Annotated in this window: 10 protein-coding genes and 1 pseudogene; 3 read left to right on the top strand and 8 right to left on the bottom strand. The window is 66.7% G+C overall.

All coding sequences use genetic code 11. The features are described 5' to 3' along the window. From ACFV3E_RS04400 to ACFV3E_RS04385, 4 genes and pseudogenes are all read right to left on the bottom strand, one after another. Nucleotides 1-244: hypothetical protein (locus ACFV3E_RS04400; RefSeq protein ID WP_500533324.1), on the bottom strand; the 244-nt coding region annotated here is incomplete at its 3' end. A 388-nt stretch (nt 245-632) separates the two neighbouring features. Continuing rightward, nucleotides 633-1,850: a hypothetical protein gene (locus tag ACFV3E_RS04395; protein WP_500533323.1), complete on the bottom strand. Its 1,218-nt coding sequence runs from the start codon at nt 1,848-1,850 to the stop codon at nt 633-635. After that, nucleotides 1,843-2,334, bottom strand: coding sequence for a DUF4365 domain-containing protein (locus ACFV3E_RS04390; RefSeq protein WP_500533322.1), 492 nt, complete (start codon nt 2,332-2,334; stop codon nt 1,843-1,845). The genes ACFV3E_RS04395 and ACFV3E_RS04390 overlap by 8 nt, the downstream gene beginning before the upstream one ends. Nucleotides 2,335-2,937: 603 nt before the next feature. Beyond that, nucleotides 2,938-3,015, bottom strand: a pseudogene (locus ACFV3E_RS04385) (integrase); the annotation flags it as partial. 364 nt (nt 3,016-3,379) lie between these two features. On the opposite strand from ACFV3E_RS04385, the gene ACFV3E_RS04380 reads away from it, so the two are divergent. Further along, on the top strand, nt 3,380-4,987 hold the full coding sequence (locus ACFV3E_RS04380; protein WP_500533321.1) for a hypothetical protein: 1,608 nt from the start codon (nt 3,380-3,382) through the stop codon (nt 4,985-4,987). A 39-nt stretch (nt 4,988-5,026) separates the two neighbouring features. Next, a complete protein-coding gene (locus tag ACFV3E_RS04375; RefSeq protein ID WP_500533320.1) occupies nt 5,027-5,788 on the top strand; it encodes a FlgD immunoglobulin-like domain containing protein in 762 nt (253 codons plus the stop codon). 648 nt (nt 5,789-6,436) lie between these two features. Here ACFV3E_RS04375 and ACFV3E_RS04370 read toward each other — a convergent pair. The 3 genes from ACFV3E_RS04370 to yczE form a co-directional block, all read right to left on the bottom strand. Further along, on the bottom strand, nt 6,437-6,841 hold the full coding sequence (locus ACFV3E_RS04370) for a hypothetical protein (RefSeq protein ID WP_500533319.1): 405 nt from the start codon (nt 6,839-6,841) through the stop codon (nt 6,437-6,439). A 313-nt stretch (nt 6,842-7,154) separates the two neighbouring features. Continuing rightward, entirely contained in the window at nt 7,155-8,699 is a 1,545-nt protein-coding gene (locus ACFV3E_RS04365; RefSeq protein WP_500533318.1) for an FG-GAP repeat domain-containing protein, read from the bottom strand. Nucleotides 8,700-8,977: 278 nt separating this feature from the next. Then, nucleotides 8,978-9,772 (bottom strand): membrane protein YczE, encoded by a 795-nt coding sequence (gene yczE, locus ACFV3E_RS04360; protein ID WP_500533317.1) that lies wholly within the window; start codon nt 9,770-9,772, stop codon nt 8,978-8,980. A 61-nt stretch (nt 9,773-9,833) separates the two neighbouring features. Between yczE and yczR the strand changes: the two genes are divergently transcribed. Then, a complete protein-coding gene (gene yczR, locus ACFV3E_RS04355; RefSeq protein ID WP_500533316.1) occupies nt 9,834-11,225 on the top strand; it encodes a MocR-like transcription factor YczR in 1,392 nt (463 codons plus the stop codon). Nucleotides 11,226-11,255: 30 nt separating this feature from the next. Here yczR and ACFV3E_RS04350 read toward each other — a convergent pair whose 3' ends face one another. Beyond that, nucleotides 11,256-11,795, bottom strand: a complete 540-nt coding sequence (locus ACFV3E_RS04350) for a hypothetical protein (protein WP_500533315.1) — start codon at nt 11,793-11,795, stop codon at nt 11,256-11,258. Between the last annotated feature and the right edge of the window lie 325 nt (nt 11,796-12,120).

The following is a 12,120-nucleotide window of genomic DNA, read 5'->3' as shown; positions in this document are numbered from 1 at the left end:
AGCGCTCCGCGTCCAGGAACGGCATGTTCTCCAGAGCAGGGATCAAGCCCTCGATCGGCCTCGCCAAGCGCTCCAGATCTAGACCGGGCATGCTCGCCAGAACGGACCCCATGCTCGCGAGTCCGCCAGAGAGGGCCGCCAACTCTCCCACGGTTAGTCCCGAGGGGCCGACGTTGTCGACGTCGTCGTCCCTCATCTGCGGAAACTCATCGTCGTCGTCATGGCCCTCGCGGTCGGTGTCCATGGCTCCCCCCTATAGTCGGTCGTGTAGGCGAGCATATGTCGGGCCCCCGACACAAATATGAGTGTTTGACGCACCCGCCGACCGCTCCCTCCATCGGTGCGCGACCCCCTGCATCGGCGGCTGCCGGCTCGATCGTCATTCAGGGGATTGCGCTCTGGCGTGAAGCGATGGGCACAGCCGCGCTGACACACGTCGATGTCCCGCACAACGAGCGACCGACGTGTCTGCGCTAGGGCGGCCGGGCAAAGGCCGAGCTAGTCGCCGCAACTAGACATCCGGGGCGCTGCCTTCTGTGTGGCAGCCTTCATCATCTTCGGCGTTTCATGCTCGGCAGACTCCCTGCGGGCCCCCTTCGTAGGACATTGGCATGTCCAAGGCGGCTATCAGGTCAAAACAAGTCGAGTTGATCATTATCGCTCTCTGTGCGAGCGCGCCGCGAAGCCTCGTACTCATCGAGGGGACCCAGAGTGCGAATTACCGTGGCGTCATAGAGCCAGCTCAGATTTCCTTCTTTTTCGAGGCGACCGCTCACCTGAATGGCCAGATCCTCCTCGTGGGCTCTAATTGCCTCGTGGTAATCCTCGTCGTCCGCCAGTCTCACTCGAACCTTTCGCGGCCCAGCAGACTGCAGCGAATCCACGCCGAAAACCCCAGGACTGCCAGCCTGTTTTTTGGCCAACAGATGCACCCTGCCGATAATCGAAACCTGAGCGATAGATTGGTCCTCGGCAAGCCTGATTGCCGCCTGAGCGAGTGTCGGGACATCCGATGCGCGGAATTCGAAGTGATTTTCTAGCCTTACTGGCGGTGCCGACGCCTTGTCCCACTCAATTGTGAGATCGGCCTCATCGGCATTTGCGGCAATCCCAATGATTGCGTTGGTCATCTCATATGAGATGCCATCCACCACACCACTTTCAAACCCAGCGAGCGAGCCGCTCGATCGGTAGTGTTGCAGAGCTTCGACGGTGGCTCCCACGGCGTGTGCAACTGCCTCATTGATGGTGCGCAGCCGGATTGCACCTGGATCCCAAGCGGAGGGGAGTGCTTCGGCGGACGGCTTAAGGCTTACCTGATCATCAGGTGGCGCCAAAGCTGTGACGATGTAACTCCCTGGTGCCGTTTGCCCCATCAGCACCCGATCTAGGTATCGACTGGCGAACCTGCCGTGTCGATTCACAAAATGACGTTCGGGCCCCAAGTAGTACTTAGCGCCGGCCAAGAGTGTCCTTCGGGCGGACTCAATAAGTCGCTCTCCACTCCTCCAAGAGATCAAGCCGCTCGGCGCCCTTGATTCTTTCCTGAAGCGAAATTCATCCGAGGATGATAGCGCAATTCTGGGATAAAGCGAACGCGCCCAAAAATCCCTCTGGTGAGACAATTGAAGCAATGCCGAACGCATCAACAGCCGGAAGTCTTCGGCTGCTTGGTCGAGTGGAATTAGGACGCTTGGCGCGACTGAAGGTGAACCCTCTTTGGGAGATGGAGCGTATCGGGCATAGATGCCCTCTCGACCCCCGACGTTTTCCCATCCGAGGTCTTTAAGGACCACCCGGAGTCTATTCGGATCGACATTCTCAGGGATCGTGGTCTCGATTTCATCCATCAAGCGACTCACCCCGGTCCTGCCTTTCCATGATTTTGATTAGGGCGTTAGCGTCAAAAGTGTTATCCGTTGGTACGTCGATCACCGGTTTGACCAGTTCCGACGTCTTGCCCTCAAGGTGCGTCCAGTAGCACTCGCGCTTGACGAGCAGGCCGCCGTTCACTACCTCCGTCCATGTGAGCTGCTCCAGTGGCACCGTCATGACGATCAGAATCTTCTTAGGGTACGAGCGCGGGGCAGCTAGACCCTCAAAGTACTCCCGCTTCGAGAACCTGTATTGAAACGCCTTGGTATCGCGGTCCGGGGTGACCTGCGTGGTGCACTTCAGTTGCGCGAAGAGCAGGGCCTCCTGCTGTAGGTGCGTAGCCGGAGGGCGAATGAACTGAACGTCGACACCGAAGGTGTCCTTGCCGATCACCTCTGCCGAGCAGCCGGCGCTCGCCGCCACGCTAGAGACGTACCCCTCTTGGAGCTGCTCCATCATCTTCGTGACGGTTCGAGGGTGCACTGCCTTGATGTTTTGGGCCCGAGGCCGCTTGCCGCCGTCCGCCTCTGGCGAACCCCCCATGCGAGACACCCTCCACCTCGTCTCATATGAGGGTAGATCACCTTGTCTGCTCTGGGGAGTGGTTGGACTGTTGCCATGAATCGAACGTTAGCTCGGTCCGCTGACAGTGTGCCGTTGACTTCGCGTGACCTGCTCAGTCTCCATTGTGATCTCGACAGCATCCGGATCCACTGACGTCGGGAGCGGTACGGCGGGGCCAAGGTGGGCGCACGACCAGGCGAGAGCGTTGACTGCTGCGCCAGCACTGCACCACCTACGCACCACCTGAGGCGGACAGCCTCGGTCAATGAGGGTCAGCGCTCCGCCTGCGCAGGTCCTCACAAGCCAGGTTTCCGCAGGCCAGGTCGAAGCGTGCGAAGGCGGGATCAGGATTCCCAAGCTCAGAGCGCGGGTTCGATTCCCGTCACCCGCTCCAGCAGAAAGCCCCAGGCGAACAGCCCGGGGCTTCCTTGTTGTCCAGACCGGATTAGGCGTCTCGTGCCAGACCCGTGCCAGATGCCGTGTCATCTGCTGCCGCTCGCGGACCAGGCGATCCAGGCCAGCCGCGACCTCCGTCTGCCGTTCCAGATCTGAATGCTGATAGATCAGCGCAGCCCGTGCAACCTAGCTGACCCCTAGGACGCCGCTCATGGGCCGGTGAGTGTCTAACTGCGCTACAACTGAATGACAACCGACGCTTGCCAGTCAGCGCGATAACAGCCGACGCCTGTGGGACGGCACCCAGTTTCAAGGGCCCCGTCCGACCTTCATCGTTCGGGGCCATTTCACAACTCACGCAGGTCCGTTTTGGCTGCTCACGACCGTTTCGCGGGCTTGATCGAGTCCTGTCTGCCTGCTGTGTTAGGTTGCGGCGCCTTTCCAAGGGCTGTTCCGCGTCGACCTCCGTGTGTCCGCGTCGAACGGCCGACTTTGCCATGCCTTTTGGAGGTGCCCTGTGGCCACACGCCACAAGCCGAACCGAATGCGACTGCTCGTACGCGGCGGACTTGCCACCACCCTGGCCCTCGCAGCCGCCGGCGGAACCCTGCCCTTCCTCCTGTCGGACGCCCATGCCGAGACCCCCTCGCTGACGATCCCGGCTCCGGACCGCTTCAAGCCTGTCGCCAGCCCCGTGTACGGCGCAGGCCCCGGCGGTGTCGTGGAGCGCACGGAGGTCAAGGGCCAGAGCCACGCGCTCGGCTACTACCGCTGGACCCCGGACGGCGGTACCCCAGTCGACCTGCCCGCCTCGTCCCCGTACGACGACGTCAACACGATCGACGGAGGGAGCCACGTCTCGGTCACCAGCGGGGATGTCGTAGCGATCTACGACTACCCGAACCATGTGCAGCTGAAGGACATGGAGTCCGGTACCACCACCAAGTACACGCTCCCCGCAGGCCACTTCTACCGTGGCGTCTTCGGCGCCGCCGTCCTCGCCGCCACCCGGGACGCAGACGGCAACAAGGACGTCCTGCACGTGCTGCGTATGGCGGACGGACAACTCACCGACACCCTCGTCACCGGGCTGAACGGTTGGGTCGCAGAGGACGCCATGACGCTTGGCGGTGACGACCGTTCGGTGGCGATCTGGTACGCGCACCCCGACGGCACCCGCGGTGTCGGTCTGCTGGACCTGGCAACGGCCCAGGTCACCCCGGTGTTTCCGGGCGCCACCGGCGCGAACGCCCAGGTCGTGTTCTCGGAAGCGTACGTGGCCTGGTACTCGCCCGAGGGCGGCAACACCACGGCCCGCGTACTCCCTCGTGCCACCCCGGACGCGGCCGACACCAAGGTCGAGCTCGGTTCGGGCGGTGAGGGCACTCCGCAGCTCGGGCTCATCGGCGACTGGCTGCTGACCACGCGCCAGTTCGACCAGGGCGGGGACGACTTCCTGGTCCGCCAGGGCGCCCCGCTCATCGCCCTGCCCATCGCCGGCGGCGCACCCAAGGCCCTGCTGGAGCACGCGGGCTGGCGTATGGCACAGGTCCCCGGCGGCGGCGTGGCCATCACCGGTGGCGCCTCGGCCCGGGACTGGGCGGTACGCCGGGTCTCCGTCGGCGACGACGGGGCGCCCGCGCTGCGGACGGTGCGCGAGGTGGCACCCAAGGAGGGGAACGTCACGCAGCTGTCGCTCACAGCCGGGCACCTGGTCACGGCCGAGTCCGACACCACGTACCTCCCGGCGTTCTTCCAGCGGCAGATCACCCTCGGCGCCGCCCCATCGGCGGGTGAGCGGTCACTGCTCGCGCGCCCGGACGCGCAGACCACCGGCCAGACGGCACAGCGCGTCTACGACTCTCGTCAGCCGGTCGGCACCGGAGACGGCCGTACCGTCGTCGCCACGACCGACGCGGACGGCGCCCAGGTGCTCGTCGTGCTGGCGGCGGACGGCACGACGACCGTCGTACCCGCCGTGGACCCGCAGACCGGCGAGAAGATGCCGACTGGCTCCAACCACTATTCGACCGTGCGCTCGGCCTCCGGCCGCTATGTGGTGTTCGGCGACAGCGGACGCGGTTTGGACGACCGGCAGTACGTCGTCGACCTGGACGCGTCCTCCGGACCGACGGTGGTCCGAGTCCGCTAGGGCCAGGGCGGGCTCGCGGTATGGGGCACCAAGCTGTGGATGCCGGGCGACACGGAAGGCACGCTCAAGGCCGTCGACCTGAAGACCGGCGCGGCGACGGAAACCGAGCCGATCACCTACAACGGCTGTCTGCCGCAGCAGATGCAGGCCGTCGGGCCCTGGGTGTACTGGGATTGCTACCCCTCGGGGTCGATCAGCGACGGTAACGGCGTCTACAACACGCAGACCCAGCAGTGGTCGTGGGTCCCGCGCGGCACACTCGGCGACGGCTACGTGGTGGCGTACGACTACAACCGCGGCCTCATCCTCACCCCGATCGGGGACGCGCCGCGCACTATCGAGGCGTTCACCTCCCGGTACAACGGCCCGCTCGTGGAGGCCGACCGATTCGGCGGCGCCATCGCGTACGCGAAGGAGGAAAACGCCCAGATCACCGTGGTCGACTCGGACGTCGCCACCTCCCCTGTTACCGAGATCGAGTCACAGGTCGAGCAGTCCGTCAACCTCGCATCGGCCACCGATGCCGTGTGGGACGCGGACTGGCAACTGTCCAAGCCTGTCACCGACGCCCAGGTGACGATCCGGAACAAGAACGGACGCATAGCGTTCACGGGCTCGGCCAAGGAATACGCCGCCGCCGTCTCGTTCTCGTGGGACGGCCGGACCAGCGACGGCCGGTACGTCAACGACGGCACCTACACCTGGGAGCTCACCGGCACACCCGCTGACGGCAGCGGCACCGCCCTGAAGGTCACGGGCACGATCGAGCTCACCAGCCGTACGAAGACCACCATCGGCTGAGACACGACCATCTGCAGCTGGGTGGTACTTACTCACGTCTTGGGAGTTGGTATCGCACGCGTCCCTGGACAAGCAGCGGACAGGCGCTGCGGAAGCCGGGTGGCACTCTCTCCTTGGACCCGTTGGCGTGCTGGTTGCGTGCCCGGCGAGAACAGCCCCTCCGGAAAATCCCGGAGGGGCTGTGTGCGCGGCGTATTCGCGGCGCAGCGGACGGACGACATAGCTCGTGCCAGATCCGTGCAGAACAAACGGTCAGCCGCAGTCCATCGCAGGGCAACCAAACATGCAGCACCAGCCACCAAGCACGGAGCCTCCCCTGATCAGTGGCCCAATGACGCCGATCCGGCCGGTGATTCCCAAGCTCAGAGAGCGGGTTCGATTCCCGTCACCCGCTCCAGCAGAAAGCCCCAGGCGGGCAGCCCGGGGCTTCTTCGTTGTCCGGAACCTCTTCATCCCTCCCCGTGCCCGTTGCGTGCCCGATGGGCCGTCGTGGTGTCCGTCGATTGATTTGCGGTCAGCCCGCACGCGAGCATCGAGCGCAGCGGCGATCTCCTTCTGCCGCTCCAGCGTCGAATGCCGGTAGATCAGCGCAGCACGCCCGGAGGACTGGCCGGGGATCGGGCCGCTCGATCGGCTCCGGGCGCGGTGTCAGGCCGACTCGGCTTTTCTCAATCGCACTCGCCGGGTCCGGTGCCACCACAGACCTGTCAGAGGGATCACGACACCAGCCAGCGCCAGCGCAAAAGCGCCAATCCAGTGCCTGTCCTCCCGGCCCATGAGCAGTACCGAGGCCACACCGACGCCGCATCCCGCAGTCAGACTGAGGAGCGGCTTCCAGTCAGGTAGGTGGGCCAGCTCGTACACGCAGGCGAGCACGGCGACGAAGCCGGCGAACCACGCGAACTCATACCAACCCCCGCCCTCAGAAAAGCTGTAGTAAGAGCGCCCGCGCCTGAACGATCGATCGAGACCCATGTCGATGGCCCCGGCGGTCCCCCAGCAGAACGCGCTGGACGCAACAACACCTACGACAATCCACCCCGGCTTCCCCACGCCCGAATCCTGGGGGCGCAACCCGCCGCGCCAGCAGGGCTGTTACAGGTTTCCCTACCTCATCGGCACCCGGCGTCGCTCACGCTCCGCCGGGTGCCCGTGGCATGAGGGGAGAGCCGCGGTGGCCGGGGCCGGCGCCGACACGATCTTTGGCGACCTCCCCGGTCCGGGACCCGACGCCGAGCAAGACCAGGGGGCCAATCGGGCTTGTTGCGGGCAGGCGGGAGCCAGCCCGATTCGCGGCCGACGTATGGCCCCCTGGCCATGCCCGACCCCAGCCCAGGCAGGCCACTGACCAAAGATCGCGCCAACCTCACTGGAGTTCGCGGTAGATGTTCCAGCCACCGCCGATCCGGACTCGGGCGCGGAAGGCCCCGGACCCCGTGGCGGCACCGGTCGAGGAGTAGCGGTAGAGGTTGCCGCTGCGGCCGGCTGCGAGGAGGTCGCCTCTGCCGTCACCGTCCACGTCCCCGATCGCTGCGAGCTTGCTGTAGATCTGCCAGCCGTGGCCCACCTTGAGGCGGGGCTTGAACGGGGCGGAGGTGCTGCCCGTCCCGGCGTACAGGTACAGATCTCCCGCCGGCGTGCGGGCGACGATGTCGGCCCGCCCGTCACCGGTGTAGTCACCCGCGCCGACGATCCGGTCGTAGACGCCCCAGCCCGTGCCGACCTTGACCCGGGAGGCGAAGGTCGGGACGGCCGGCGGGAACTGCCCGGTGGTGCTTCGGTAGAGGTAGAGATAGCCGGATTTGTCTCGTGCGAGCAGGTCGCCCTTGCCATCGCCCGTGAGGTCTCCGGGGCCGACCAGTGCGTTGTAGATACCCCACCCCTTGCCGATGGCGTACTGGCCCTCGGATCCGCTGGTCAGCACGCCGTTCTTGCACACCGCGAGCATCTCGGGGCGGTTGTCGAGGCCGACGTCGGAGGCGAGGGCGAACATCTTCGTGCCGACGCCCGAAGCGACGTTGCAGTAGTAGGGCGAAGGCGCCTGGCGGCGCGGAGCCAGCAGGCCGTTGCCGAGCGACTGATACGTGTAGAGCTTGCCGTCGGTGCCGACAGCCTGGATGAGGGACTTGCCGTAGGCGGGATTTCCGCCGGCGCCGAAGATCACATCTGCCCGCTGCCAACCGCTTGTCCACGTGCCCTGGGTCCGCTGTGCGAAACGCCCCTGGCCGAGCCCCTTGTAGATGTAGACCGACCCGTCGACCGTTCTGGTCACGAGGTCGCCGTTGCCGTCACCGTCCAAGTCGTCGCCGCCGGCGATCTGGTTGTACACGCCCCAACCGGAGCCGAGCGCGGCGGGCGGCTTGAACGCCGGCGTCACGCCTGCGATTCCCGCGTGGAAGAAGAGCTGCCCCGAGGGCGTACGGGTGACGACATCGCCGACACCGTCGCCGTCGTTGTCGGTGACACCGACCAGCTGGTCGTAGATCTGCCAGCCGCTGGCGATCTTGATGCGCGGCCCGAACGGCGCGGCCTCGTCTCCGGTGGAGGCGTAGAAGTACACATCGCCGCCCGGAGTCCGGGCCAGAACATCCGCCCGGGCGTCACCGTTGAGGTCGCCCGGCGACAGCACCTTGTTGTAGATCTGCCAGCCGGACCCCACACGGGTGCTCTCCCCCACGTAGGCCGCGTTCACGTGCGGCTGGGTTCGCACCATCCTGAGCGTCCCGTCGGCCGAGACCACGAGGAGCTCCGGAGCGCCATTGCCGTCCTGGTCGCCGACCGGGACGTAGTCCTTGAAGGCGACCTCTCCCGGAAGGTCCTCGTCGAGGAGGAACTCGAACGCCGTGTGACTGACCGCCGGGTTCGTCAGCCAGAGCCGGCCGGTGAACGGGCGGTACACGATCTCGCCCAAGCCGTCTCCCGTGAAATCCGCCCGGGGCAAGGCCTTGGGCGGATTCGGCGGAACCGTTTCGGCAACCGCCTGGTGCGACAGCAGCATGCCGGCCATGGCTGCCAGGCCCGTGCAGGCCGCGATGAGACGGACACGTCTGGCGTACGGACGCCTGCGTGAAGAAATGGACATGCTCCCCCCATGGAGTCTGAGGGGACACATGCTAGGGGTGGGTGCGTTCCGGAACGCACCCACCCCAACTATCGCCGCGGAGGCGCCCGTCCAGGCCCCTGCGCCCGTCATCGCCAAGGCCGGCGCGGCGACGGTGAGGATGCCGAGCCGCACGCGCTGGTGGACGGTATCGTCCGGCGCCTGGGTCGGATGCGGCGGTTGTGTCGTTCGTCCGCAGCAGCGGCGGGGAGGCGAACCGCCACGCGCGGCAGGAAACAGCCGACGAGGGGCCCCATGCACAGGGCGATGAGCACGGTTCCGACCCCGACGGTTCCGCCCAGGAGCCAGCCGGCGGTGGCGACGGTGATCTCGATGCCGGTGCGCACCGCCGCGATGGGCAGGCGGGTGAGCCGGACGAGCCCGGTCATGATGCCGTCGCGGGGGCCCGCTCCGAACTGTGCGCCGAGGTAGAGCGCGTCGAAGAAGGCCAGTGCGAGGAGGCCGAGGACGAGGTATCCGATCGCGGCAGGTGTCCCCTGGGGGTGGGGGAGCACGGTGGCGGTGGCATCTGCGGCGAAGCCGACGATGGCGACGTTGAGGAGCGTGCCGAGGCCGGGCAGTTCCCGCAGGGGAATCCACAGGAGAAGGACAAGCAGAGAGATCAGGTTGGTCGTCCAGCCGAAAGAGATGCCGAGGGACTTGGCGGTGCCCTCCGTGAGCACGTTCCAGCTTGCTGCTCCCAGTCCGCACTGGACGAGCGTCATCACGGCGGCCCCGTACCCCACCAAGCCGACCAGAAGCTGGGGGATACGACGCGCCTTTCGGCCGGCCCGAACTTGGGCAAAGGCGTTCATACGGGTCAGGGCGGGCTGGTCGTGGCCGACCGGGACGGAGGTGTGCGCAGCGGAAGCGGGAGGTGCCATGACGTAAGCCTGTGGGGCATCTGGACCTGGATTCCATAGCCAGATTGGTTAGGCTGGCTGGGTGAAAATTACTTCGCACGTGGTGGCACGCATGCTGGGGACCTGGCAGGAAGGGCCTGGTCCGGCGCATCAGCGCCTCTCCGACAGGCTGCGGCTGCTGGTCCTGGACGGACGTCTCCCGCTCGGCTCGACCCTGCCGAGCGAGCGTGACCTGGCCACCGCCCTCTCCACCAGCAGGACCACCGTCGGTGCGGCGTACCGCACTCTGGTCGAGCACGGATACCTCGCCACACAGGCGCGCGCCAGGGCGACCGTGCGGCTCCCGGACGACACGCCATCCGAGCGCCAGGCCGGCACGGACCCGGCGACCATCGACCTGTCCTTCGCCGCACCACCCGCACCCGTCGAGATCCTCCACGCCGCGTTCGCGGCCGCTCTCGAACAGCTGCCACGGCACTTCGAGCGGCACGGCTACGACCGGAACGGCACCGCGGAGCTGCGCGAAGCGGTGGCCCACTGGTACCAGCGGCGCGGCCTGCCCACGGCGCCCGACCACATCCTGATCACCAACGGCGCGCAGCACGCGCTTGCCCTTCTGGCACGAACGCTCCTGTCACCACGCGACCAGGTCCTGATCGACCATCCGACCTACCCGCACGCGATCAGCACGTTCACCGAGGTACGCGCTCGTCTTCTGCCCGTCGGCGTGGCGTCCTCGGGCTGGGACACCGCGCAACTCCGCGCAGCGGGCCGCATCGCGAGCCTGGCCTACCTGATACCCGACTTCCACAATCCGACGGGGTTGTGCATGCCCACGAGCGTCCGCCAGAGCCTCGGACTCGCCTGTCCCACAGTCATCGACGAAACCATGACCGACCTGGCCCTGGACGGACCGAGCCCGGAACCCTTCGCGCTCCACATGCCGACCGCCATCAGCATCGGCTCGGTTTCCAAGAGCATCTGGGGCGGCCTGCGCATCGGCTGGATCCGCGCGACGCCCGCCCTCCTGGAACGCGTCCAACAGACCCGTCACGCCACGGATCTCGGCACCCCCGTCGTCGAGCAACTCGCCACGGCCGTCCTCCTGAACGAGGACCGGACCCAGCGGCCCGGCACACTCCGGCAACTGAGGTCGCAACGCGACGCACTGCGCCAGGCACTCGCCGAGCACCTGCCGGGCCTCCACGCCCCGCAGCCGGCCGGCGGCATGACGATCTGGGCGACGTTCCCCCAGCCCATCAGCTCACGGCTGGCCGCCATCGCGCCCGACTACGGAGTGACCATCGCGGCCGGACCGCGTTTCGGGATCGGAGGCGCCTTCGAACGGAACATCCGACTGCCCTACGCGCTCCCTCCGAGTCAGCTGACCCGGGCGATCCGCGGCCTCGCACAGGCAGAACAGGCACTCACCCAAGGCGCCAGCGGAGCTCACAGCCCCGCAGCCGTTGCATGAGCGTCGACGACGTACGGTCCCGAATGCGCGTCAGGAAAGGCTGTAGGTGACCACCGTGCGGGCCGGGAAGCGGAACTCGTCTCCGAAGGTGGGAGAGACCTCGACCATGACGTCGACGCTCGAACCGGTGGCGCTTGTGGAGTGGTAGATCCAGACGGGGCCCCGCAGGGGAGACCCGCACAGACCTTCGGGGAGCTCGATCTCGTCATCGGCGACCCCTTTGGTGCCGTACTTCTCGTCGAACAGGGGCTTGCCCTCCGGGAGGACGCCCGCGCTGTGGAGGTAATCGGGTAGCCGGTTGCTCACGAAGGTGACCTCAGCGCCGCCGTTCCTGGTGAAGTAGTGGATGTCGGAGGCACCGGCGGGAATCGGTGCGCCCCCGGCGCGGATCACGCCTGGCAGTCGCGTGTCGCTGCCCCCGCAAGCTCGGGCGTCCCCGAACGGAGGGAACAACTCGGCCCGCAACAGCCAGACCAGGCCGCCCGCCATCAGGGCCAGGACCGCCACCGCCACCACCAGACAGGACAGACGCCGCCGCAATGCGGAGCCGCCGCGCTCCGTATCGTTCACTTCATCCGACCACGCTGAATGACGCTGCATGTCCGCCAGCGTGCCGCAGCAGCCACAGACGCACCTGAGTACGCCTACTCATCTCGCACGCCAACTCGGACGTCCTTCAGCCGGATCCGAAAGCCGTGTGCAGGCCGACCACGTCGCCGGGGCCCGCCCGCTTGGGGTCCGGGTCAGCGGATGCACGGCTGCCCTCCGGCGCGACGAGCGGCTCGGCAGGCCGTCAGCCTGCCGAGCCCGTGGTGTCCGCGCGGTGCTAGAGGATCCGGTTGTAGGTGTTCCAGCCGCTGCTGCCGATGCGCGTGCGGGCGGCGAAGGGCGCGGT

This window comes from Streptomyces sp. NPDC059718 (assembly GCF_042733315.1).
GTDB lineage: Bacteria > Actinomycetota > Actinomycetes > Streptomycetales > Streptomycetaceae > Actinacidiphila.
This window is presented reverse-complemented; position numbering and strand designations above follow the sequence as displayed.